Here is a 23,704-nt window from a genome sequence, read left to right as displayed (position 1 = left end):
CGCACGCCCGGATCTCGCACGCCCGGACAGCCCCGCCGCTTCCGGCGGAGAAGTCCGGTTTTTCCGGTTCGTCAGGCCGGCACGGCCCATTTCGCGACGTCGGCCGGCTTCTGCTTGTAGATCGTCCCGGCGAAATCGACGTGCAACTCCGTGGCAACGTCGTCGCCGCGGTGGGCCAGAAGCTCGAAGTGCTTCGGCTTCTTGCGCGGAGCCCCCGTGACCGACCAGCCATCGGCCGCCGCCGCCGCGAGGGCCGTGGCGGGATCGGCCGGCACGTCCGGCCGTGCCGCACCCGGCGGGTGGTTGGGCTTCTTGTGCTGGATCAGCACCGGCTCCCGGCCCTCGGCGGCAATCCGCGTGACCTTGATCTCCGAGGGGCGGCGCTCCCCCTCCAAGGTGACGCGCAGACCGGTCGCGAGCGGGAACGCGTCAGCGCCCTTGGGACCGAGATCGGCCAAGTGCGTGGCGCCGTCCGCTTCGAAGGTGAAGCGGTGTGCAAAGACGTGCTGGATGGTGCCCGACAGGGCGGTGGTGTCGTGATGCGGCATGATCTTCTCCGTAGAGCGCCCAGCCGAGGCGCTTTCGATATATCGGATTGGATCGGCCGTCCGTCAAGGAGCCCCGGTCGCCACCGCCCGGTTCGTGTCTGCGCCCCATTCCGACCACGAGCCGTCGTAGAGGCCGCGAGCGGGCCGGCCCATCGTTTCCAGGGCCAGCGCGATGATCGCCGCGGTCACCCCGGAGCCGCAGGTGGTCACGATCGGCCGGTCCGGATCGACGCCATTCTCCGCGAAGACGGCAGTCAGTTCCTCCGGGCTCTTCATCCGGCCGTCGCGCTGGAGCGCCGCATAGTGCAGGTTGCAGGCGCCCGGCATGTGACCGGGACGGACCCCGGGGCGCGGCTCCGGCTCCTCGCCGCGGAACCGGGTGCCCGAGCGGGCATCGACCACCTGAGCCGCGCCGCTCGCCAGGGCGCGGGCGACGTCGTCCGCATCCGCCACCGCGCCGTGATCGAGCCGGGCCGTGAAGTGCCGGCGTTCGCGCGGGTGCGGCTCGCCCTCCTCGGTGGGGTAGCCCGCCGCCACCCAGGCCGGGAGCCCGCCATCGAGCACGAGGGCATCGCGCACCCCGAAGGCCTTGAGCATCCACCAGACCCGCGGCGCCGAGAACAGGCCCATCCCGTCGTAGACCACGATCTGCTGGCCGTCGCCGACGCCGAGCGCCCGCATCCGTGCGGCGAAGACCTCCGGGCGGGGCAGCATGTGGGGCAGGCTCGACTCGGTGTCGCTCATCGCGTCGAGGTCGAAGCGCCGGGCGCCGGGGATATGGGCCTCGCGGAACCCGGCCTCGGGATCTCGGCCTGCGGCCGGAAGATACCAGGAGGCATCGAGGATCACGAGGTCGGGGGCGGTGAGGCGGTCGTGCAGCCAATCGGGTGACACGAGGGGCGCTTGGGCCATGGGCAAGTCCGGCTCTGGTCGCGGGAACCCGAACCAAACCACAGGTCGGTCCGGCTTGCACACCCGGACGGGATGCGATTGCGAGCGTTCAGGACGTTTCGTCAGCCCGGCGAATGTCAATCGAACAGGCGATATGCCCGCCAGCTACGCATCCGGCACCGTGCTCCGATGCAGTGCGTGCACGTTGGTCTTGTTTTAAATTGCCTTAACCCCAGTTACGACAACACGATGACGCCGATCGCGCCGGTCGGCATCGGGCGAGTCGATTCGGACGCCATCCCCACGGATGCGCCCGGGGTCGCTGCCCGAGGGAGAGGCGTCCGACCCTTCCAGCTGCCGGGGCCCCTGGTCCCATCGAGCAGGATCATCATTGAGCCGATCGACACCATGAATCAACTCGTTCGCATGTCCCAGATCGGCGACGCCGAGACCGTCAAGGAGCCGTCGGCCGATCTGCGCGTGCCCTTCGCGCAGTCCGGGGCCTTCGTGTGCAAGTACATCATCGGCGAGCCGAACGACCGGGCGGTCTGCTGCGGCGCACCGGTGTCTGACGGCAAGAGCTGGTGTGCCTATCACCGCCGGATCGTGTTCGAGCCGACCCGTCCGGGCCGTATCCGCTAAACTCTGCTCTGAGCGGGGCGTCGCCCCCGCGCGTCACTGGGTCCGCATGATCTGGATGACGGCGGGGGTGATGATGACGACGAACAGCACCGGCAGGAAGAACAGGATCATCGGCACCGTAAGCTTGGGCGGCAGCCCGGCCGCCTTCTTCTCGGCTTCGGTCATCCGGTTGTCGCGGCTCTCCTGGGCGAGCACCCGCAGCGCCTGCCCGATCGGTGTGCCGTAGCGCTCGGCCTGGATCAGGGCGGTCGCCACGGCCTTCACGGGATCGAGGCCGGTGCGCAGAACCAAGTTCTCGTAGGCCTGACGCCGGTCCGGCAGGAACGACATCTCCGCGGTCATCAGCGCGAGTTCCTCGGCCAGCACCACCGACGAGGTGGCGATCTCGGTGCTCACCCGCCGGAAGGCATGCTCGATCGCCATGCCGGATTCCACACAGATCAGGGTGAGGTCGAGGGCATCCGGCCAAGCCTTGCGGATCTCGGTCTGGCGCTTCTTGGCGGCGTTGACGAGGAACAGTTCCGGCGCCTTGATGCCGGCATAGGCGGCGCCGATCACCAGTCCCAGCCGGACAAGGTACGAGGCGTCGATCGCCTCCAGCACGAACAGGTAGAACAGCGCGCCGATCACCGTGGCAACCGGCACGACGAGGCGGAAGAACAGGAACGCGGTCTCCGCCCCCTGGCCGCGATAGCCCGCCTGCATCAGCATGCGTTTGGCCGTGTCGGTGGCGAGCCAGCGTTGCAGTTGATACCGCTCGACGATCGACTTCATGTAGGCCTTGGGCTCGACGCGCAGCGTGCCCCGCATCGAGACCTGTGCGCCCTTGGCGCGCTCGCGCCGCCGGATCTTCTCGCGCTCGTCGCCCACGAGCTTCATCCGCTTCTCGAGCTTGTCGGTCTCGAAGAATGGCTGCGCCACCGCGAAGGCGGTCGCCGCCGCCGCGATGGCAGTCAGGAGCGTCCCCATGAACCGGGGATCGAATAGCTTCGCGGCGATGTCGTCGATCATGGGATCGGATCCGGGAAAAGCGCGCGGCAGGCGTGAGGGTCCGCCATCAGAACTCGAAGGCGATCATCTTCTTGATGGTGAAGACGCCGATCGACATCCAGATCGCGGCCCCCACCAGCGCGATCTTGCCGATATCGGTCGTCCAGAGCAGCGAGATGTAGTCGGGGCTCGTCAGGGAGGTGATACCCCCCACCCCGAAGGGCAGGCAGGCGATGATCGAGGCCGAGGCCTTGGCCTCCATGCTCATCGCCTGGATCTTGCCGCGCATCTTGGCCCGGTCGCGCAGCACCGTGGAGAGGTTGTTCAGCGCCTCCGACAGGTTGCCGCCCGATTGCTGCTGGATGTTGATCACGATCACGAAGAAGTTGACCTCCGGCGTCGGCACCCGCTCGAACATGCGCATCACGGCGTCGCCGAGGGACAGGCCGAGTGCCTGGGTCTCAACGACGGTCCTGAACTCGCTGCGGACCGGCTCCTCGGCTTCGCGGGAGACCATGCGGAAGCAATCCCCGACCGGGATGCCGGTGCGGATGCCGCGCACAACCACGTCGACGGCGTTGGGCAATTCCTTGTTGAACTTGGCGATGCGCTTGAGCCGCAGGCGGCGCAGCAGCCAGGCCGGCAGGCCGAAGCCCCCGGCGAAGGCTGCACCGACCCCCGCAATGGGGCTTTCGGTCAGCACGAAGAGCAGCAGCCCGCAGATACCGGCGCTGATGGCCGACAGCATGTAGAAGGTCTGCTTGGTCCAATCGAGGCCGGCGCGGGCGAGCTTCAGCTCCACGCTGGCCTTGGAGGCACCCTTGGCCTTGGCCTCGATTTCGCTCAGCGTCTTGGCGACCTGCTCGCGTCGGTTGACCGCCACGCCCCGCAACGCCGCCCCGGTCGGCGAGACGCCGAGCGCTTTCAGGCGCTTATTCGCCCGGCGCTCGCCGTCGAACAGGGGCAGGATCGCCACGTAGGCGACCGCCGCCGCGGCGATGCCGATGAGGCCCGCGACGATCGGAAGGTTCGAAGAGCCGATGGCGGCAAGATTCGGCATGCCTCAACTCCGATCAACAACCTCGGCGGCGTCCAGCGCCTCGCCGAGCCGACGCTCCAGGCCGTAGTAGCGGGCGCGCTCCCAGAATTTCGGCCGGCCGATCCCGGTGGAGCGATGGCGTCCGACCAGCCGGCCGTTCGCGTCCTCGCCGACGATGTCGTAGAGGAAGACGTCCTGGGTGGTGATGACGTCGCCCTCCATGCCGAGCACCTCGGTGATGTGGGTGATCCGCCGGGAGCCGTCGCGCAGGCGCATGGCCTGGATCACCACGTCGATCGAGCCGCAGATCATCTCGCGCAGCGTCTTCGAGGGCAGGGTGAAACCGCCCATCGAGATCATCGACTCGATACGCGACAGGCACTCGCGCGGGCTGTTGGCGTGGAGCGTGCCCATCGAGCCGTCGTGGCCGGTGTTCATCGCCTGGAGCAGGTCGAAGGCCTCGGGTCCGCGCACCTCGCCGACGATGATGCGTTCGGGCCGCATGCGCAGGCAGTTCTTGACGAGATCGCGCATGGTGACCGAGCCCTGGCCCTCCATGTTCGGGGGGCGCGTCTCCAGGCGGACCACGTGGGGCTGCTGAAGCTGGAGCTCCGCCGCGTCCTCGCAGGTGATCACCCGCTCGTCGTGCTCGATGAAGGCGGTCAGGCAGTTGAGCAGCGTGGTCTTGCCCGAGCCGGTGCCGCCCGAGATCACCACGTTACAGCGTGACTGGCCGATGATCTTCAGGACCTCGGCGCCCTCGGGCGAGATCGCCCCGAAGCGCACGAGCTGCTCCAGGGTGAGCTTGTCCTTCTTGAACTTACGGATGGTCAGTGCCGGGCCGTCGATGGCGAGCGGCGGCGCGATCACGTTGACGCGGGACCCGTCCGGCAGGCGGGCGTCGCAGATCGGCGAGGCGTCGTCGACCCGCCGGCCGACCTGGCTGACGATCCGCTGGCAGATGTTCATCAGCTGCTGGTTGTCGCGGAACCGGACGCTGGTCAGCTGGATCTTGCCGTTGACCTCGATGAAGGTCCGGTTGGCGCCGTTGACCATGATGTCGGCGATGTCATCGCGGGCGAGCAGCGGCTCCAGCGGCCCGTAGCCCAGTACGTCGTTGCAGATGTCGTCGAGCAGTTCCTCCTGCTCGGCGATCGACAGGACGATGTTCTTGAGCCCGATGATCTCCGTGACGATGTCGCGGATCTCCTCGCGCGCGGTCTCGGCGTCGAGCCGCGAGAGCTGCGTGAGGTCGATTGCCTCGATCAGGGCGCCGAAGATCAGGCTCTTGGTGCGATAGTAATCCTCAGAGCGTGTGGTCTCGACGACCATGGGGGTGGACGGCTCGGACCGCTTGGGCGCTGGCGCGGCGTCCCGCTGCGGTGCCGCCGGTGAGGGAGCCGGCGACCGCGGCGCGGGCGCGGGTGCGGGGACGGCCGGTGCGCCGCCGATCTGGCGTCTACCGAACATGGGCCATTCCCGGAGCGCAATCCCGCCGCATCACGAGGCCTTTCCGCCGACGAGCTTGGCGCCTGGGAACTTGCCGCCGGCGAATTTCGCGAGGAGCGGCTCGAACAGGCTGGTGCGCCCGGGGCGGCGGCTCTCCGAGCGCCCGAGCGTCAGGGCGGCGAGGTCGTTGAAGAGCTCCGCAACCTTCGAGCCGGCCTGGATTTCGGCGATCATCTGGCCGTTGTTGGCGGCCGTGCCGAACAGGGCCGGCTCAAAGGGAATCGTCAGCGCGACGGGAGACTCGAGGGTCTTGGCGAATTCGGGCGTGCCGATCTCGGGGCGCTTGGGCACGCCGACACCGTTGAGCAGGACCCGCGGCGGGGCGTCGTTGGGGCGCCCGTGCTTGAGCGCGCCGAGGAGGTTCTTGGCGTTGCGCAGACTGGCAAGGTCGGGCCCGGCGACGATCAGGATCTCGTCGGCCGCCGTGAGGACGCGCTTCGTCCATGCGTTCCACTGGTGCGGCACGTCGAGCACCACGCAGGGCACGCTCGCCCGCAGGTACTCGATCAGGGCGTCGAAGGCCGGCTCCGACAGGTCGATCGTGCGGTCGAGGCTCGCGGGCGCCGAGAGCAGGCTTAACATGTCGCTGCACTTCGACAGCAGCCGCTCGACCAGGGCGGAATCCAGGCGCTCGGGGGCGAACACCGCCTCGGCGATGCCCTGGGGCGGGTCCTGATTGAAGTTCAGCGAGGCCGTGCCGTAGGCGATGTCGAGATCGGCGATCACCGTCTGGACGCCCTGGCTGCGGGCCACCGACCACGCGAAATTGTGCGCCACCGTGGAGGCGCCGATCCCGCCCTTAACCCCGTAGACCGCCACCGTGCGGCCCACCGGCTTGACGCCCGGGGCCGTGAACAGGTCGGAGATCGCCGCGATCAGGGTCAGCGGATCCAACGGCGCCATCAGGTAGTCGGACACCCCGCGCTGGATCAGCTGACGGTACAGGGTGACGTCGTTGAGATGGCCAATCACCAGGACGCGGGTGCCCTCGTCGCAGACCTCCGCCAGGGCGTCGAGGCATTCGATCGGCTTGGAGCGCGGCCCCTGCGTCTCGATCACGATGACGTTGGGCGTCGGCGCGTGCCGGTAGGCCTCGATAGCCGCGGCACCGCCGCCCATCCGCACCTTGACCTGCGCCTTCTGCATGCGCCGGTCGAGGGCCGCCCCTTCGATCATCGCGGCGGTCTCGCTGGTGTCGCAGAACGCCTGGATGGTGATCCGGGGCACCGGGGCGATCGTGCGCTCGGCTGTCTCGGACAGGTCTGCCATGACGGCACTTTCAGGTTCGCGTTCGGGGTGCGGCGTCGAGGTTAGATGAGGCGGGCGTGTCAGCCAGCCTATTGGGCGACCTGAGATTTTACGTCGGTCTGCCCATCTTGCCGCCATGTGGTTGATGGATCCTTGCCGTCGCGCAACTGGCCAATGTCCCGGACCCGCTTGACCGTGTCGATGCGGCCCTCGGGTCGTCCGCGGACGAGGTCGACGGGGTCCGCCACCTGGGCGGCCACGGTCGATTGCGTGGCACAGCCGAGGTTCCACATCGGCCGGTTGCTGTAATCGAGCGCGAAGTTGCTGGTCCCGGTATCGTTGGGCCAGAGTCCGCAGGCATCCGAGACCTTGGCCTGCATCCGCTGGAAGCTCAGGCGGATCGGCGCGGCGAGGCTCGGAGCCGCCACGGCGTATCCGGTGACGGCGATCTCGCGGGGGCCGACCCGGTCCTGTGCGGCGAGCCGGGTGAGGACAGCCGCGGTGCGCTCGGCGGAGGCGGCCTGGGCCGGCGGCCCGCCGCGCGGGACCTCCATCAACAGGGTCCCGCGCCCGTAGCGGCGGTATTCCAGCATGAAGGCGTCGACATCGGCGGTCTGGCGGGGATCGAGATGACCGACCCCTGTCGGGAACACGTCGAGGCTGCGGGTGCCGTCGGTCAGGACGATCGGGTGCCGGGCGCGGTAATCCGAGACCTCGATCGCCCCTGTGGTGGCGACCGGTTGGCTGTTGCAGCCGGCCGCGAGGGCACCGAGCGCGCAGGCGGCGAGCAGGGGGGCGATGCTTGCGGGCGCGACGCGCCCCCTCTCCCGTGCGGGAGAGGGTTGGGGCGAGGGACGAGAAGCTTCAGGACAGAGCACGGCGTCGACGCGCGTCGAGAGTGTACCCCTTCCGGGCAGTTCTCGACCCTCACCCTGTCCCTCTCCCGTACGGGAGAGGGGACCCACGCCTCCTCCGGCGAACACGGCATCGCTCTGTCGTGGATCGTGGGTCATGGTTGCGATCCTGCGCTCTGACCTTGGATCGGCGTCATCGTTCTCACTCGACGATGAAGCCGACGCGGCCGCGATAGGTCTGTCCGACCGGAGCCGCCCCGGTGGGGGCGACCTTGCCGTACAGGCGGTTGATCTGGCCGAGCAGCACCGCTTGGCCGTCGGTGGAGTCGACGAAGTTGTCGTCGGGCCGGCTGACCTGCTTCGGCTCCATCGGCCGCGCGATGTAGGGGGTGACCATGATCATCAGCTCGGTCTCCATGCGCTGGTAGTCCCGGGAGCGGAACAGGGCGCCGAGGATCGGCAGGTTGATCAGGCCGGGCAGGCCGGAGATCGCCTGCTTGTTCACCTGCTGGATCAGGCCGGCCGTCATCATCACGCCGCCGGAGGGCAATTCGACCGTGGTCTCCGAGCGGCGGACCCGCGTGCCCGGGATGGCGGTCGTGATGCCGTCGTTGGTGTAGTTGAAGCTGGTCTGGGGATCGATCTCGGTCACGTCGGTGGCGACGCGAATCGAGATGCGATTGTCGGCCAGCACAACCGGCGTGAAGCTCAGGGCGACGCCGTAGGGCTTGAAGGTGATGCCGGGAGCGGAGCAGATGCCGCCGACGCAGCTCGAGGCCGCCGAGGGCACCGGGAACTCGCCGCCGGCCAGGAATTTTGCGGCCTCGCCGGAGATCGCCGTCAGCGTCGGTTCCGCGAGCACCCGGGAGACCCCGGCCTGCTCGAAGGCTTTCAGCGTCGCCTGGAGCGAGAAGCCCCCGGCCCGCACAGATGCCTGCAGTTGGTTGCCGGTCGGCGTCGTTCCGCCGGTGATCGGGAAGGGCAGGTTGTTGACCAGGGCGGGAGAGTTGAGGGCGTCACCGAGCGGGTTCAGCGCCGACCAGTTGCCGGTCACGTTGATGCCGAACTGCTTCAGGACGTTGCGCGACACCTCGACCACGGTGACGCGCAACATCACCTGATCCTTGTTGCGGATCGAGAGGTTGTTGATCACCGCCCCGCGCGCGCCGGCCGCGACGCCGCCGCTCGACCCGCCGGAGGCGCCGCCCGCGCTGCCCAACCCCACGAAGGCGTTGGAGATGTCGATCGCCTGCTGGGCGTCCGCCGATGAATTGACCGAGCCCGACAGCAGCACCGAGGCCCCGGAGGAGCGCACGTCGAACCGTCCGCCCGGAATGCTCTGGGCGAGCAACTCGCGGAGGGTCCCGAGATTGAGGTCGCGGGCCACCGTCACGTCGAGGGCGGCGATCTGGCGGCCCTCGGCATCCATGATGAAGATTGAGGTCGCGCCGTCGGCCATGCCGATCACGAAGACCTTGCGGGTCGAGCGGACCACGGCGTTGGCCACCGCCGGATTGGCCACGAAGACCTCTTTGGCGTCCCGCGGCAGGTCCACGATCACGGAGCGGCCGGCGGTCAGCTCGACGCGGCGGGTGGAGGCGGCCTCCGCGGCGCCGACCGTGAGGACCGGCGCCGGGCCGTGGATCGGTCGCTCCTGCGCCGAAGCCGGGTTGGCCAGGGCGGCGAGGAGGGCGAGGGTGCAGGCCGAGCGGTAGGCTCGACGGCGCGCCGGGCGGGCGAGGGGCAGCGGAGCGATCATGGCGGTCACGGCGTCTGCTGCCGCGCGACTCCGAAGCGCACCACGGTCAGTGCGGGATCGGTTTGCGCCTGGAGCGTGTCGGAAGGGGCGGTGGGATCGGTCGGCTGGCCGGCATCGGCGAGGCTGCGCAGGGACAGCGACAGGGCCCCGTCCTTCCCGGCGAGCGTCAGGCTCTCGGCCTGGGCTGGGGTGACGGCCAGCGTCGCGGTCTCGCCGGTGACGACGTTGGTGCCGTTCTTCTCTTGGATCAGCTGGCCGATCGCCAGGACGCGGATGTCGGTCAGGATCGTCTGCGAGATCTGGACATCGCGGTTCTCGCCGTTCGTCTTGGTGATCTTGTGGAAGGTGCGGATCACGTCGACGCGGTCATTGGGCAGGATGAAACCGCCGGCCGAATTGGTGCCGCGGCTGTCGGTCGTGATCGCGACCGCGCGCTGACCCGGCGGCAGGATCGCCGCCATGAAGCCGCTCTCCGGGCGCACCAGCTTCTGTGCGCGGATCGGCTCCCCCGCCAGGAAGCCCGAGCGGGCCGAGGCGCCGGTCGTCTCCTCCAGGCCCTTGGGATTGCTCTTGCGGGTGACGAAGCCGGCATTGACGGCATTGTCCGGCCAGGGCTGCCAGCGCAGATCCGTCGGGCGCAGCACCTGACCCATCGGCATGTCGGTGGCGGCCACCAGCACGTCGGTCATGGGCACCGGCGGCGCTTCGACTTTCATCGGCGTCGGAGGCGGCGTCGGATCGCCGCCACTCATCAGGAACGCCGCTCCGCTGCCCGCCGCGAGGGCGATGCCGAGGACGGCAAGACGGGCAGGTTTCATCGCAGGGCCACGAGCCGGAGACGGCCGAATTGCCGTTCACGACCTGAATCTGCACGGGGAATCGTGTAATTATGGTTAAGGTTTAATAACTCGGCCGCCAGAACGGTTCGGAAACGGACATTGCCCTGGTCGCGTCGCGGCCCGGCATCACAACCGGCGCAATCCTTCAGCCTCCGGCCGAGCTGGGCTGTGGAGTCTCACACCGGCGTGATCTATTTTGCATGCGGAACCGCCTCAGAATGCGGGCGCCCGGGTGAATCGGGGGGAGACATGATCAGGACATTGGGCGGCGCGGTGCTGGCGGCGGCGCTGGCAGGGACGGCCCTCGGGGCGTTGACCGGCGCGGCGGCTGCTCAGGGCGGCGCGGACGCATTCTCGGGCAACGCGGTGCGCATCGGCGTCCTCAACGACCAGTCCGGCCTGTACGCCCAGTATGGTGGCCAGGGCTCGGTCGAGGCGGCCCGCATGGCGGTGGAGGACATGGGCGGCAAGATCGGCAGCGTGCCGATCGAGATCCTCACGGCCGACCACCAGAACAAGCCCGACATCGCCTCGGCGATCGCCCGGCAATGGTACGACCGCGACGGCGTCGACGCGATCATGGAGCTGACCACCTCCTCGGTGGCTCTGGCGGTCCAGGGCCTGTCCAAGGACAAGAAGAAGATCACGATCACCACCGGGGCGGCGACCAGCGATCTTACCGGCAAGGCCTGCACGCCCTACGGCTACCATTGGGCCTTCGACACCCGGGCGCTGGCGGTGGGCACCGGCGGTGCGCTGACCCGCGCGGGCGGCAACACGTGGTTCTTCCTCACGGCCGATTACGCCTTCGGCTCGGCGCTGGAGGCCGACACCAGCAAGGTGGTGATCGCCAACGGCGGCAAGGTGGTGGGCAGCGTCCGCCACCCGCTCTCGAACCAGGATTTCTCCTCGTTCCTGCTCCAGGCGCAGGGCTCGAAGGCCAAGGTGATCGGGCTGGCCAATGCCGGGCTCGACACCTCGAACGCGATCAAGCAGGCGGCCGAGTACGGCATCGTCGAGGGCGGCCAGAAGCTCGCGGCGCTGCTGTTCACCCTGTCGGAGGTGCACGGCCTCGGCCTCAAGGTGGCCCAGGGCCTGACGCTCACCGAGGGCTGGTACTGGGATGCCAACGACGAGACCCGCGCCTTCGGCCAGCGCTACATGAAGCGCACCGGCCGGATGCCCAACATGATCCAGGCCGGCACCTACTCGGCGGTCCTGTCCTACCTGAAGGCCGTGAAGGCCGCGGGCACCGACGAGACCGACGCCGTCAACGCCAAGCTCAAGGCGCTGCCGGTGGACGATGTCTTCGCCCATGGCGGCACCGTGCAGCCCGACGGCCTGATGGTGCACGACATGTACCTGTTCGAGGTCAAGAAGCCCGCCGAGTCGAAGAGCGAGTGGGACCTCTACAAGCTGATCTCGACCATCCCCGGCAAGGAGGCCTTCGCCTCGCCGGCCGAGAGCGGCTGCCCGCTGACGGCGGCGAAGTAGAACCGGGGGCCTATCCGAAGACTTCGCTGTGCGAGCCTAACCGGGCCAGGCGCAGCGTGTCCGCATCGGGCTTCCGGTAGATCAGCACGCGGTCCGGCTTTACGTGGCAATCACGATAGCCGGACCAATCACCGCTCAGGGCGTGATCCCGGTAACGCGCATCCAGTGGCGCGTCCTCGGCGAGCGCGCGCAGGAGAGGGATCAGATCGGCATTGAGAGTGGCAGCATGCCGGCCCCTCGACTCGCGTTTGAAGTCCCGCTTGAACTGCGTGGCCGTTCAATCGTCCGCATTCAGGTCTGCCATCAGGGCATCCACGTCTGCGAAGCGTTTGCCCTTCCCCGCTTCGAGTTCCGCGAGGGCTGCGCCCTTCGTCGCGTTCGGTACCTTCACGGCGAAGGGTAAGCGTTGCTCATCCGCGATCTGGACCATCAGAAGCCTGATCGCGTCGGAGATCGAGAGGCCCATCGCATCGAGGGCCTTCGCTGCACGGTCCTTCGTGGCGGTATCGATGCGCGCACGGACCACTGTGTCGGCCGCCATGGCTTTCAACTCCTGTTGTAGCCCAAATGTAGCTACAACAGGAGGAGATTGCCAATGCCCACCCCTGACTCGCTCGCGAGTTCTACGCTGCCCAGACCCGCCGATACAGCGCCACGATCTCCTCGGCGCTGGGCTCGACCGGGTTGTTGGCTGGTGATCCGGAGGCGAGCGCCTGGGCCGCCATGGTGGGCAGCAGCGCCTCCCAGCGCGCCGGATCGATCCCGTATTCCTGCGGGCCGGGCACGTCGAGATCGTCGTTGAGCGCCTCCAGTTCGGCCACCAGGGCTGCGGTGGCGGACCGATCGTCGGTCTCCGGCTTGGCGACCCCGACGGCCCGGGCGCAGGCCGCGTAGCGGTCGATGGCGGCCGGGGCGGAGAAGGACGTGACAGCCGGCAGCAGCATCGCGTTCGAGAGTCCGTGCGCCACGTGGAAATGCGCGCCGATCGGCCGGCTCATCCCGTGGACCAGCGCGACGGAGGAGTTCGAGAAGGCGATGCCGGCCTGCGTCGCGCCCAGCATCATCGCCTCGCGGGCCGCCCGGTCGCCGGGATCGGTCCAGACCCGGCGCAGGTTCGGCGCAATGAGCCGCATGGCCTGGAGCGCCAAACCGTCCGCGAACAGGTTCGACTTGCGTGACACGTAGGCCTCGATGGCGTGGGTCAGCGCGTCGATGCCGGTATCGGCGGTGAGCCGCTTGGGCTTGGTCAGCGTCAATTCGTAATCGACCAGAGCCGCGACCGGCAGGTACGCGAGCCCGATGCAGAGCATCTTCTCGTCGGAGGTCTCGTCGGTCACGATGGTGAAGCGCGTCGCCTCGGAACCGGTGCCCGCAGTGGTGGGGATCGCCACGATCGGTAGGCCGGGCTCGTCCTGCTGGCGGGGCGCCTTGTAGTCGCGCATGTGGCCGCCGTGGCGGGCGAGCACCGCTACCGCCTTCGCGGTGTCCATCGGGCTGCCGCCGCCGAAGCCGACCACGCAGTCGAAATCGCCCTCTTTGAGCGCGGCCAGCGCCGCCTCCACGGAGGCGACGGTCGGGTCGGGCACCGTGTCGGCGAACACGGTCGCGCGCGTGCCCGCACCGGACAGCCGTTCGAGCAGCCCCTCCACCCGACCGCTGCCGGCGAGGTAGGGGTCGGTCACCACGAAGGGGCGCGATAGGCCCAGCTGGGCCAGCACCTCCGGCAGGAGCCGCGAGGCTCCGGCGCCGATGCGCATCAGCCGGGGCAGGGCGATCGAGGCGACCATCGTTTGATCCTCCGACCCGGCGCCTATCCTGATCGGCCGGGTTCACGCGATCTTAGGGTGCTGCCCGATCCTGCGAAACCACCGCTGCTGACACCGCCGGCCCGGCGAACAGGGCGCCGGCTGCCTCCACCTCGGCGGCGATGAAGCCCGCAACGGCCCGGATATGGGCGGCTTTCCGGTGATCCTCGTGGATGTGCATGTGGAACGCGCGCGTCAGCGAGACCTGTTCGGGCAGGACCGGCACCAGCCCGGGATGGGCCGCCGCGATGAAGGCCGGCAGGACGCACAGACCCGCCCCGGCGAGCGTCGCGTAGACCTGCGCCAGGAGGTTGGTGGAGCGCAGGCGGGCGCTGACCGGGGGCCCCAGGGCGCCCAGATAGTTCAGCTCACGCGTGAACAGCATGTCCTCGATGTAGCCGACGAAGGGATGTCCGGAGAGATCCGCGATCCCGACGATCGGCGCCGCAGCGCCGAGGTAGGCTTCCGCCCCGTAGACGAACAGCCGGTAATCGGTGAGCCGGCGCGCCACCACACGGGCCTGCTGCGGTCCGGACAGGCTGATCACGATGTCGGCCTCCCGCTTGGACAGGCTGAAGATCCGGGCGGTCGCCATGATCTCCACCTCCAGCCCGGGATGACGGGCGGTGAGCCTGTGCATCCGGGGCGCGAGGAACACGCTGCCGAATCCGTCCGGCGCGCCGATCCGCACCGTGCCCGACACCGCGTGGGCCCCCTCGGTGGCGGCACTGGCCGAGAGGAACGCGCTCTCCATGGCCTCGGCGACCCCGAGCAGGTTCGCCCCGTCCTCGGTGAGCGCGTAGCCGAGGTTGCTGCGGTGGAACAGACGGGCGCCGAGGCCTTCTTCCAGGGTTCGAATCCGGCGCCCGACCGTGGTGTGCTCGGTGCCGGTGCGCGCCCCGGCGGCGCTGAGCGTCCCGGTCCGCGCCACGGCGAGGAAGAACCGGAGATCGTCCCAGTTGGGCCCCGCCCTGGCCATGGCCGCACTCCCGCTGTGCATCGATGCACGACGGCTGTAAGCGCATCCGGCTTTATCGCTCAAGGGATCCTGTTAGGCTCTGGCCAAACCAAATCACCACAGGGAGGCGCGCATGCGCACGATCGGGCATTTCATCGGCGGCCGGAGCGTCGGCGGCGAGAGCGGGCGGTTCGCGGACGTGTTCCACCCCTCGACCGGCGAGGTCCAGGCCAAGGTCGCGCTGGCCAGCAAGGCCGAGATGCGCGCGGCAATCGAAAATGCTGCCGCGGCGCAGCCGGCCTGGGCGGCCACCAACCCGCAGAAGCGCGCCCGGGTGATGATGCGCTTCCTCGAACTCATCCGCGGCGAGAACGATGCACTCGCCGAGCTGCTGGCCTCCGAGCACGGCAAGACGGTGCCGGACGCCAAGGGCGACATCCAGCGCGGCGTCGAGGTGGTGGAGTTCGCCTGCGGCATCCCACACCTGCTCAAGGGCGAGTACACCGAAGGGGCTGGCCCCGGCATCGACGTCTATTCGCTGCGCCAGCCGCTGGGCGTCGTCGCCGGCATCACGCCGTTCAACTTCCCGGCCATGATCCCGCTGTGGAAATGCGCCCCGGCTATCGCGTGCGGCAACGCCTTCATCCTGAAGCCGTCCGAGCGCGACCCGAGCGTGCCGCTGCGCATCGCCGAGATCTTCCTGGAGGCGGGCCTGCCGCCCGGCATCCTCAACGTCGTCAACGGCGACAAGGAAGCCGTCGATGCGATCCTCGACGACGAGGACATCAAGGCGGTGGGCTTCGTCGGCTCCTCGCAGATCGCCGAGTACATCTACGTGCGCTCCGCCCAGACGGGGAAGCGCGCCCAGTGCTTCGGCGGCGCCAAGAACCACATGATCATCATGCCGGACGCCGATATGGGCCAAGCGGTCGATGCGCTGATCGGGGCAGGCTACGGCTCGGCCGGCGAGCGCTGCATGGCGATCTCGGTGGCGGTACCGGTGGGCGAGGCCACCGCCGACCGGCTGATGGAGAAGCTGATCCCGCGGGTCGAGTCGCTCAAGATCGGCCCCTCGCATGACGGCTCGGCCGATTACGGCCCGCTGGTCACGGCGGACGCGGTGAAGAAGGTCGCGGGCTACATCGACCAGGGCGTCGCCGAGGGCGCCAAGCTCGTGGTCGACGGTCGCGGCTTCAAGCTCCAGGGCTACGAGAACGGCTTCTACATGGGCGGCTCGCTGTTCGACCGCGTGACGCCCGATATGACGATCTACCAGGAGGAGATTTTTGGCCCCGTGCTCTCGGTGGTGCGGGCCAAGGATTACGAGGAGGCTTTGGCGCTGCCCTCGACCCACCAGTACGGCAACGGCGTCGCGATCTTCACCCAGGACGGCGACGCGGCGCGCGACTTCACCGCGCGGGTCAATGTCGGCATGGTCGGCGTGAACGTGCCGATCCCGGTTCCGATCGCCTACCACACCTTCGGCGGCTGGAAGCGCTCGGGCTTCGGCGACTTGAACCAGCACGGGCCGGACTCGATCCGCTTCTACACCAAGACCAAGACCGTCACGCAGCGCTGGCCGAGCGGCATCAAGAGCGGCGCGGAGTTCTCCATCCCAACGATGCGCTAGCGCCGCATTCTCTCCCCCTTGCGGGGAGGGGCTGTGTTCTCTCCTCCCCCTTGCGGGGAGGAGCCGGAGGTGGGGGTGGTGCAGGATCGAGCGCTGCGGTGCCTTCTGCACCACCCCCACCCCTAACCCCTCCCTGCAAGCGGGAGGGGAACGTGCCCGCTTGAACCTTCGGAGCCATGCCGATGAGTTTCGGGCTCGATGAGGATCGAACCGCGATCCGCGAGATGGCCCTCGGCTTCGCGGCCGAGCACATCGCCCCCCATGCCCTCGACTGGGACCGTGACAAGACCTTCCCCGTCGAGACCCTGCGGGCGGCGGCCGCGCTGGGCATGGCCGGCATCTACGTCCGCGAGGATGTCGGCGGCTCCGGCCTGTCGCGTCTCGACGCGACCCTGATCTTCGAGGCGCTGAGCACCGGCTGCCCGACCGTGGCGGCGTTCCTGTCGATCCACAACATGTGCGCCTGGATGATCGACGCCTACGGCGACGACGACCAGCGGCAGCGGTGGCTTCCATCGCTCATGGGCATGGAGCGGATCGCCAGCTACTGCCTCACCGAGCCGGGCTCGGGCTCAGACGCGGCGGCGCTCCGCACCCGCGCCGAGCGGGACGGCGACCATTATGTCCTCACCGGCGAGAAGCAGTTCATCTCGGGCGCCGGCGTCAGCGACCTCTACGTCTGCATGGTCCGCACCGGCGAGGCCGGCCCGCGGGGCATCTCGGCCGTGGTGGTGGAGAAGGGCACGCCCGGCCTGTCGTTCGGGGCCGAGGAGCGCAAGATGGGGTGGAACGCCCAGCCGACCCGCGCCGTGCGTTTCGACGGCTGCCGCGTGCCGGTGGGGAGCCGCCTCGGCGCGGAGGGCCAGGGCTTCCGTATCGCCATGAGCGGTCTCGACGGCGGCCGGCTCAACATCGCCGCCTGCTCGCTCGGCGGCGCGCAGGCCGCCCTCGACAAGGCGCTCGCCTATATGGGCGACCGGCGCGCCTTCGGGGCGAAGCTGACCGATTTCCAGGCGTTGCAGTTCCGGCTCGCCGATATGGCGACCAGCCTCGAAGTCTCGCGCACCTTCCTGCGCCACGCGGCCTCGGCACTCGACGCCAAGGATCCGGCGGCCACGCAGCTCTGCGCCATGGCCAAGCGCCACGTCACCGACGCAGCCTTCGAGATCGCCAACCAAGCGCTGCAGCTGCATGGCGGCTACGGCTACCTCGCCGAGTATGGCGTGGAAAAGATCGTCCGCGACCTGCGTGTGCATCAGATCCTCGAAGGGACGAACGAGATCATGCGGGTGATCATCGCCCGCGCGATGACCGGGGGCCACCGATGAGCGACATGATCGTCGAGCGCGTCGGCGCCCTGGGGCGCCTGCGGCTCAACCGGCCGAAGGCGCTGAACGCCCTGACCCACGGCATGGTGGGCGAGATCGACCGGGCGCTCGACCAGTTCTCGGCGGATCCGGGCCTCGCCGCGGTGCTGCTCACCGGCGAGGGCGAGCGCGGCCTCTGCGCCGGCGGCGATCTGCGCACCCTGTACGACAGCGCAGATTTGGTCGCGGCCGAAACATTCTGGCGGGACGAGTACCGGTTGGATGCACGCATAGCCGGTTACGAAAAACCGTTCGTGGCGGTGATGGACGGCATCACCATGGGCGGCGGCGTCGGGCTCGCCGGCCATGCCGCCCACCGGATCGTCACCGAGCGCTCCCGCGTCGCCATGCCGGAGACCGGCATCGGCTACTTTCCGGATGTGGGCGGCACGTGGCTGCTGCCGCGGGCACCGGGCGAGACCGGCACCTATCTCGGCCTCACCGGCGAGCCGATGGGTGCCGCCGACGCGATCTTTTGCAACTTCGCCGACGCCATGGTGCCCTCTTCGGCGCTCCCCGACCTGATCGACGCCCTCTCGGCGCTCCCGCCGGATGCCGGGGATGCGGGCGTGCGGGACGTCATCGCGCGCCTCGCGCAGGATCCCGGGCCGGCACCGCTCGCGGCGCATCGCGCCGTGATCGACCGGTGCTTCGCGTTCGACATGGTCGACGAGATCCTGGCGGCCCTCGACGCCGACGGCTCGGATTTCGCGGCCGCGACGCGCAAGACCCTTCTGACCAAGGCGCCGACGAGCCTCATCCTCACGCTCTGCCTGCTGCGCCTCGGGCGCGGCGCGCCGAACCTGGAGGCCTGCCTGGAGCGCGAGTTCCACGCCTCGCTGGCCGTCCTGGCGGAGGGCGATCTCCGCGAGGGCATCCGCGCCGCGGTGATCGACAAGGACAAGAGCCCGCGCTGGAATCCCGCGACCCTCGACGGCGTCGATCCAGCGCGGATCGCCCACTGGCTGGAGAAGCGGGCGGAGCCGGTTTTTTCGGAATCACGCACGGGGCCGGTGTGATGAAGCCTCGCCTTCTCCCACCCACGCCCTCATCCTGAGGCGCCGGAGCGAAGCGGAGGCCTCGAAGGAGGGCTCCAGGGATCACGGCGACGTCTGGAGGGCTCCTTCGAGGCTCGCTGCGCTCGCACCTCAGGATGAGGACGCGGGTGGAAGAAACGGACGACAACAAGGGAGGACGGGATGGCGCAGACCATCGGGTTCATCGGTCTCGGCAACATGGGCGGCCCCATGGCGGCCAACCTCGTGAAAGCCGGTCACACGGTGCGCGGGTTCGATCTGGTCCCGGCCTCTTTGGAGACCGCCCGCGCCGCAGGAATCACCGTGACAGGATCGGCGCTGGAGGCGGCCGAGGGTGCGGACACCGTCATCACCATGCTGCCCGCCGGGCGGCACGTGGTCGAGGTCTGGACCCAGCTCGCCGAGGCCGTGCCTGCAGGCACGCTGCTGATCGATTCCTCCACCGTCGATGTCGAGAGCGCCCGCCGGGCCCATGCGCTGGCCGAGGCGCGGGGCTGCCCGTCCATCGATGCGCCGGTCTCCGGCGGGACCGGCGGCGCAAAGGCCGGCACGCTGACCTTCATGGCCGGGGGCGCCGAGGCCGCCTTCGCCAAAGCCGAGCCGCTGCTCAAGACGATGGGCAAGAACGTGTTCCATTGCGGCGCGGCCGGGGCCGGGCAGGCGGCCAAGATCTGCAACAACATGATCCTCGGCATCTCGATGATCGGCGTCAGCGAGGCCTTCGCCCTGGGCGAGAAGCTCGGCCTGTCGCACCAGGCACTCTACGACGTGGCCTCGGTCTCCTCGGGCCAGTGCTGGTCGCTGACCACCTACTGCCCGGTGCCGGGTCCGGTGCCGACCTCGCCGGCCAATAACGACTACAAGCCGGGCTTCGCCGCAGCGCTGATGCTCAAGGATCTCCGCTTGGCTCAAGCGGCGGCGCTCGCCGCGGGGGCTGCGACGCCGCTCGGCGCCGAGGCCGCGCAGGTCTACAGTCTGTTCGCGGGCGGCGGCCACGGGGGTGAGGACTTTTCCGCGATCATCCGTATGCTCCGCGGGCAGGGAGGCGAGTCGTGAGCGAGACCTACGAGACGATCCTGACGGAGACGCGCGGGCGCGTCCTGCTGATCACCCTCAACCGGCCGAAGGCGCTCAACGCCATCAACGCGCAGCTCACCCGCGAGGTGATCCAGGCGGCGACCGCGGCGGATGCCGATCCGGGGATCGGCTGCATCGTGCTGACCGGCTCCGCGAAGGCCTTCGCGGCCGGCGCCGACATCAAGGAGATGCAGCACGCCACCTACGCGGAGATGTACGCGGGCGACCGGTTCGGCGACTGGGACCGCTTCGTCGCCGTGCGCAAGCCGATCATCGCCGCGGTGGCGGGCTACGCGCTGGGCGGGGGCTGCGAGCTCGCCATGATGTGCGACATCATCCTGGCGGCCGACAATGCGCAGTTCGGCCAGCCCGAGATCAAGCTCGGCGTGATGCCGGGGATCGGCGGCAGCCAGCGGCTGACGCGCTTCGTCGGCAAGGCGAAGGCGATGGAGATGTGCCTCACCGGCCGGATGATGGACGCCGCCGAGGCCGAGCGCTCAGGGCTCGTCTCCCGGGTGATCGCAGCCGACCAGCTCCTCGACGAGGCGATGAAGGCGGCCGAGACCATCGCGTCGATGTCGCTGCCGATCGCCATGATGACCAAGGAGGCGGTCAACCGCTCCTACGAGACCACGCTGACGGAGGGCATCCGCTTCGAGCGGCGGGTATTCCATGCCATGTTCGCCACCAAGGATCAGAAGGAGGGCATGGCCGCCTTCGTGGAGAAGCGGCCGCCCCGGTTCGAGAACACCTGAACGGGGAGAAGGCCATGGATGTCCTGGACCACGATTCGGAACTCCGGTTCGAGATGGCCTTCCCCCGCGCGATCGTCGCCCAGAAGGCGCGCGGGCGCGAAGAGACCATCAACGAGCACTTGGTGAAGCTGCTGGCCTTCGACGTCGCGCCGGAGACGCGGGCGGTCTGGCGGAAGGAGCTGGCCCGCCATTTTCGGTTCCTGGCGGCCCTACGGGTCAAGCCGGGTGCGAGCCTGATCCCGGCCCGGGATTGGTGGACGTGGCTCTATGCCGACCCGTTCGAACACAATGAAGCCGGCTATACGGCTGGTCTGATTGCCCTGAACGCCGACGATTTCACCCGCAACGGCCGCAGCGTCGGGGCGATCGCCGGGCAAATCGGCGAGTTCCACACCGGCATGGTCCAGCGCCTCGCGCGCGGCGAGGCCGGCGAGGATCTGATCCCGGCCTGAAGAAGCCGGGGCAGGAGAGACAACGACAAGGAGGGGGAACGACCATGCCGAGCTTCCAGGAGGCCCGCGATCTTCTGCTGGCCCACCGCACCGATTACGCCGCCGCCATCTCGGCCTTCGCGTGGCCGGAGCCGGTTCCGTTCAACTGGGCGCTCGACTGGTTCGACGCGGTCCTCGCAGGCCCCGAGAGCCGCGACCGTGCCGGTTTGCGGATCGTCGAAGCCGGCAGCGGCGCCGAGCAGAGCCTGACCTTCGGCGAGCTTACCCGGCGCTCCAACCAAGTCGCCAATCACCTGCGCCAGCGTGGCCTGAAGCGCGGCGACCACCTGCTCCTGCTCCTCGGCAACGTTCCGGCCCTCTGGGAGACCATGCTGGCGGCGATGAAGCTCGGCGCCGTGGTCATCCCTGCGACCACCCTGCTGACCGCCGACGAACTCGCCGACCGCCTCGCCCGCGGCCGCCCCCGGGCGATCGTCGCTGGGCCGGAGCAGATCGCGCGCTTCGCCGGTCTCGACACGGGGGATGCGATCCGCATCGTCACCGGCCCCGCGACGGAGGGCTGGGGCGCGTATGACGACGCGTTCGGGTCGCCCGACACCTTCGCGCCGGACGCGCCGACCGGGGCCGAGGATCCGCTGCTCCTCTACTTCACCTCCGGCACCACCGCGAAGCCGAAGCTCGTGCGCCACAGCCACCGCTCCTACCCGGTCGGGGCGCTCTCGACCATGTACTGGCTCGGGCTCCAGCCCGGCGACATCCACTGCAACGTCTCCTCGCCGGGCTGGGCCAAGCACGCGTGGTCGTCGTTCTTCGCCCCCTGGAACGCGGGCGCGACGATCCTGGTGATCAACCAAGCACCGTTCAACGCCGCCGCGCTGCTGACGCAGCTGGAGCGCACCGGCGCGACCACGCTGTGCGCGCCACCGACGGTCTGGCGGATGATCATCCAGGAGGATCTGACCGGGAAGCGACTTGCCCTACGCGAGGTCTGCGCGGCCGGCGAGCCGCTGAATCCCGAGGTGATCGAGCGCGTGAAGACCGCTTGGGGCCTCACGATCCGCGACGGCTACGGCCAGACCGAGACCACAGCGCTGATGGCCAACTCACCCGGCCAGCCGGTGGTGCCCGGGGCGCTGGGCCGTCCCCTTCCGGGCTATCGGGTGCGCGTGCTCGACGCCGATGGCCAGCCGGCCTCCGAGGGCGAGGTCTGCCTGGAACTGGGGGCGCATCGCCCCGCGGGCCTGATGCAGGGCTATGACGACGGCCAGGGCCACCTGTCGGGGGCGGAGGGCGACCTCTACCGCACCGGCGACGTGGCCTTCGTGGACGGAGAGGGCTGCTTCACCTTCGTCGGCCGGGCCGACGACGTGTTCAAATCCTCCGGCTACCGGATCAGCCCGTTCGAGCTGGAAAGCGTGTTGATCGAGCACCCGGCGGTGGCGGAAGCCGCGGTGGTCCCGGTGCCGGATCCGATGCGCCACACGATCCCGAAGGCCTACGTGTCGCTGGTGGCCGGCGCCTCCGCCGGTCCAGAGACGGCCCTCGACATCTTCCGCTTCACCAACGCGCGGCTCGCGACCTTCAAGCGCCTGCGCGGGCTGGAATTCGTCACGGAGCTTCCCAAGACCATCTCGGGCAAGATCCGCCGGGTGCAGCTGCGCCGCCTGGAGCATGCGGGCATCACCGAGGATCCGCATCGGGGCCGGGCCTACACGCAGACGGATTTTCCCGAGCTGAAGGGCGAGGCGGAGCGCAAGCTCGACCAGACAGCGGGGTGAGGCGGCAACCCTTGCCGTCGCGTCTCGCGGCGCTCAGGTTATGAGTATCGGAACGCTTGAGAATCAGGGCCGATGGCCGAGACCTCTACGCCGGACTCTCTCGATCTTGCTGAGCAGATCACACGGGTTTTCCGTGCGATGGACGAGTCACAAAAATTCGTCGCCGAGCAGAAGACGCTGATGGCCGAAGCTGCGAAGCTTGAGCGGGAGCGGGCGCTCGCCCCGTGGAAGGTCGCCCTGGCCGGGATGACGGCGGGTGCTGCCTTCTTCGGAGCCGGCGTCGCCTTCGTGAAGCTCCTCGGCCCCTGAACGAACCCTCAAGGTTTCCGCTTCCCGAAGCCGATCCTGCGGATTTGCCGAGCTTCCCAAGCCACCCGTCGACGCTGTCTCGCATGACCTCGGGTGCATCGGCGAATCGATAAAATTGCGCGCATCGCTTTCAGCGCCGCGGAGGCTCTGCGGCGCAATTCTGGCCTCGACAACGGGGACGGGTTCGATGGGCGCGGGGCTTTTCAGGATGGTTCGGGGAGCGCTGGCCGGTGCTGCGGCGCTGCTCGGTCTCGCCGCCACGGCCGAGGCCCAGACCCTCGCCAGCCTGCCCACGGAGGTCGGCGCCACGACCCTGGGCGATGCGAAGCCGATCGCGGCCTGGGTGACGTTCTGCCAGGGCTACGCGAACGAGTGCGCGGTCGATCGGACCGAGCCGGCGCGTATCAGCCTGACGCCCGCCACCTGGGCGACGATCGTGTCGGTCAACCGGCGGGTCAACAAGGCGATCGAGCCGATGACCGATCAGGATCACCTGCACGTGGCCGACCGCTGGGACCTGGCCGAGGACGGCATCGGCGACTGCGAGGACTTCCAGCTGCTCAAGCGCCACCTCCTGGCCGAGGCCGGGCTGCCGCGCCGGGCGATGCGCATGACCGTGGTGATCGACGAGAAGGGCGAGGGCCACGCCGTGCTGACCCTGATCACCGACCGGGGCGATCTGGTGCTCGACAACAAGACCAACGCGATCCTGCCCTGGCACAA

At 69.0% G+C, this 23,704-nt stretch carries 23 protein-coding genes and 1 pseudogene; 11 read left to right on the top strand and 13 right to left on the bottom strand.

Annotated features, from left to right (window positions below; translation table 11 throughout):
* Positions 1-71: 71 nt before the first annotated feature.
* Both MKK84_RS25355 and sseA read right to left on the bottom strand, forming a co-directional pair.
* The gene (locus tag MKK84_RS25355; RefSeq protein ID WP_243924799.1) at positions 72-548 is read right to left on the bottom strand and encodes a hypothetical protein; all 477 of its coding nucleotides are present in this window, start codon (positions 546-548) and stop codon (positions 72-74) included.
* A gap of 63 nt (positions 549-611) precedes the next feature.
* Positions 612-1,460, bottom strand: coding sequence for a 3-mercaptopyruvate sulfurtransferase (gene sseA, locus MKK84_RS25350; protein ID WP_243924798.1), 849 nt, complete (start codon positions 1,458-1,460; stop codon positions 612-614).
* A gap of 387 nt (positions 1,461-1,847) precedes the next feature.
* Here sseA and MKK84_RS25345 point away from each other — a divergent pair, with 387 nt between their 5' ends.
* Positions 1,848-2,081 (top strand): GcrA family cell cycle regulator, encoded by a 234-nt coding sequence (locus MKK84_RS25345; RefSeq protein ID WP_243924797.1) that lies wholly within the window; start codon positions 1,848-1,850, stop codon positions 2,079-2,081.
* A 33-nt stretch (positions 2,082-2,114) separates the two neighbouring features.
* Here MKK84_RS25345 and MKK84_RS25340 read toward each other — a convergent pair whose 3' ends face one another.
* From MKK84_RS25340 to cpaB, 7 genes are all read right to left on the bottom strand, one after another.
* A complete protein-coding gene (locus MKK84_RS25340) occupies positions 2,115-3,092 on the bottom strand; it encodes a type II secretion system F family protein (protein WP_243924796.1) in 978 nt (325 codons plus the stop codon).
* A gap of 46 nt (positions 3,093-3,138) precedes the next feature.
* Entirely contained in the window at positions 3,139-4,131 is a 993-nt protein-coding gene (locus MKK84_RS25335; protein WP_243924795.1) for a type II secretion system F family protein, read from the bottom strand.
* Positions 4,132-4,134: 3 nt separating this feature from the next.
* Positions 4,135-5,580: a CpaF family protein gene (locus tag MKK84_RS25330; RefSeq protein WP_243924794.1), complete on the bottom strand. Its 1,446-nt coding sequence runs from the start codon at positions 5,578-5,580 to the stop codon at positions 4,135-4,137.
* Between the two features lie 30 nt (positions 5,581-5,610).
* Entirely contained in the window at positions 5,611-6,888 is a 1,278-nt protein-coding gene (locus tag MKK84_RS25325) for a CpaE family protein (protein WP_243924793.1), read from the bottom strand.
* 68 nt (positions 6,889-6,956) lie between these two features.
* Positions 6,957-7,880, bottom strand: a complete 924-nt coding sequence (locus MKK84_RS25320; protein WP_243924792.1) for a CpaD family pilus assembly protein — start codon at positions 7,878-7,880, stop codon at positions 6,957-6,959.
* 43 nt (positions 7,881-7,923) lie between these two features.
* Positions 7,924-9,480, bottom strand: coding sequence for a type II and III secretion system protein family protein (locus MKK84_RS25315; protein ID WP_243924820.1), 1,557 nt, complete (start codon positions 9,478-9,480; stop codon positions 7,924-7,926).
* A gap of 5 nt (positions 9,481-9,485) precedes the next feature.
* Positions 9,486-10,298, bottom strand: a complete 813-nt coding sequence (gene cpaB / locus MKK84_RS25310; RefSeq protein ID WP_243924791.1) for a Flp pilus assembly protein CpaB — start codon at positions 10,296-10,298, stop codon at positions 9,486-9,488.
* 270 nt (positions 10,299-10,568) lie between these two features.
* Here cpaB and MKK84_RS25305 point away from each other — a divergent pair, with 270 nt between their 5' ends.
* Positions 10,569-11,813, top strand: a complete 1,245-nt coding sequence (locus MKK84_RS25305; protein WP_243924790.1) for an ABC transporter substrate-binding protein — start codon at positions 10,569-10,571, stop codon at positions 11,811-11,813.
* A 10-nt stretch (positions 11,814-11,823) separates the two neighbouring features.
* Here the strand turns inward: MKK84_RS25305 and MKK84_RS25300 are convergent.
* The 4 genes and pseudogenes from MKK84_RS25300 to MKK84_RS25285 form a co-directional block, all read right to left on the bottom strand.
* Positions 11,824-12,104: pseudogene (locus MKK84_RS25300) on the bottom strand (type II toxin-antitoxin system YafQ family toxin).
* Positions 12,091-12,354, bottom strand: a complete 264-nt coding sequence (locus tag MKK84_RS25295) for a type II toxin-antitoxin system RelB/DinJ family antitoxin (protein WP_243924789.1) — start codon at positions 12,352-12,354, stop codon at positions 12,091-12,093. The pseudogene MKK84_RS25300 and the gene MKK84_RS25295 overlap by 14 nt, the downstream one beginning before the upstream one ends.
* 82 nt (positions 12,355-12,436) lie before the next feature.
* A complete protein-coding gene (locus MKK84_RS25290) occupies positions 12,437-13,600 on the bottom strand; it encodes an iron-containing alcohol dehydrogenase (RefSeq protein WP_243924788.1) in 1,164 nt (387 codons plus the stop codon).
* A gap of 52 nt (positions 13,601-13,652) precedes the next feature.
* Positions 13,653-14,597: a LysR family transcriptional regulator gene (locus tag MKK84_RS25285; protein WP_243924787.1), complete on the bottom strand. Its 945-nt coding sequence runs from the start codon at positions 14,595-14,597 to the stop codon at positions 13,653-13,655.
* Between the two features lie 112 nt (positions 14,598-14,709).
* Here MKK84_RS25285 and MKK84_RS25280 point away from each other — a divergent pair, with 112 nt between their 5' ends.
* From MKK84_RS25280 to MKK84_RS25240, 9 genes are all read left to right on the top strand, one after another.
* Positions 14,710-16,206: a CoA-acylating methylmalonate-semialdehyde dehydrogenase gene (locus tag MKK84_RS25280; protein WP_243924786.1), complete on the top strand. Its 1,497-nt coding sequence runs from the start codon at positions 14,710-14,712 to the stop codon at positions 16,204-16,206.
* Positions 16,207-16,388: 182 nt separating this feature from the next.
* Complete coding sequence (locus tag MKK84_RS25275) at positions 16,389-17,534, top strand: isobutyryl-CoA dehydrogenase (RefSeq protein ID WP_243924785.1); 1,146 nt, start codon at positions 16,389-16,391, stop codon at positions 17,532-17,534.
* Positions 17,531-18,592: an enoyl-CoA hydratase/isomerase family protein gene (locus MKK84_RS25270; RefSeq protein WP_243924784.1), complete on the top strand. Its 1,062-nt coding sequence runs from the start codon at positions 17,531-17,533 to the stop codon at positions 18,590-18,592. The genes MKK84_RS25275 and MKK84_RS25270 overlap by 4 nt, the downstream gene beginning before the upstream one ends.
* Positions 18,593-18,772: 180 nt before the next feature.
* Entirely contained in the window at positions 18,773-19,666 is an 894-nt protein-coding gene (gene mmsB, locus MKK84_RS25265; protein WP_243924783.1) for a 3-hydroxyisobutyrate dehydrogenase, read from the top strand.
* On the top strand, positions 19,663-20,442 hold the full coding sequence (locus MKK84_RS25260; RefSeq protein ID WP_243924782.1) for an enoyl-CoA hydratase: 780 nt from the start codon (positions 19,663-19,665) through the stop codon (positions 20,440-20,442). The genes mmsB and MKK84_RS25260 overlap by 4 nt, the downstream gene beginning before the upstream one ends.
* Before the next feature lie 14 nt (positions 20,443-20,456).
* The gene (locus MKK84_RS25255) at positions 20,457-20,894 is read left to right on the top strand and encodes a hypothetical protein (RefSeq protein WP_243924781.1); all 438 of its coding nucleotides are present in this window, start codon (positions 20,457-20,459) and stop codon (positions 20,892-20,894) included.
* 44 nt (positions 20,895-20,938) lie between these two features.
* On the top strand, positions 20,939-22,672 hold the full coding sequence (locus tag MKK84_RS25250; RefSeq protein WP_243924780.1) for an AMP-binding protein: 1,734 nt from the start codon (positions 20,939-20,941) through the stop codon (positions 22,670-22,672).
* A gap of 72 nt (positions 22,673-22,744) precedes the next feature.
* Positions 22,745-22,981: a hypothetical protein gene (locus MKK84_RS25245; protein WP_243924779.1), complete on the top strand. Its 237-nt coding sequence runs from the start codon at positions 22,745-22,747 to the stop codon at positions 22,979-22,981.
* 187 nt (positions 22,982-23,168) lie between these two features.
* A partial coding sequence (locus MKK84_RS25240) for a transglutaminase-like cysteine peptidase (RefSeq protein WP_409566544.1) occupies positions 23,169-23,704 on the top strand: 536 nt, incomplete at its 3' end.

The sequence above is a fragment of the Methylobacterium sp. E-065 genome (assembly GCF_022829605.1).
Lineage (GTDB): Bacteria > Pseudomonadota > Alphaproteobacteria > Rhizobiales > Beijerinckiaceae > Methylobacterium.
The sequence above is the reverse complement of the archived record's forward strand: the minus strand, read 5'-3'. Positions and strand labels throughout refer to the sequence as shown.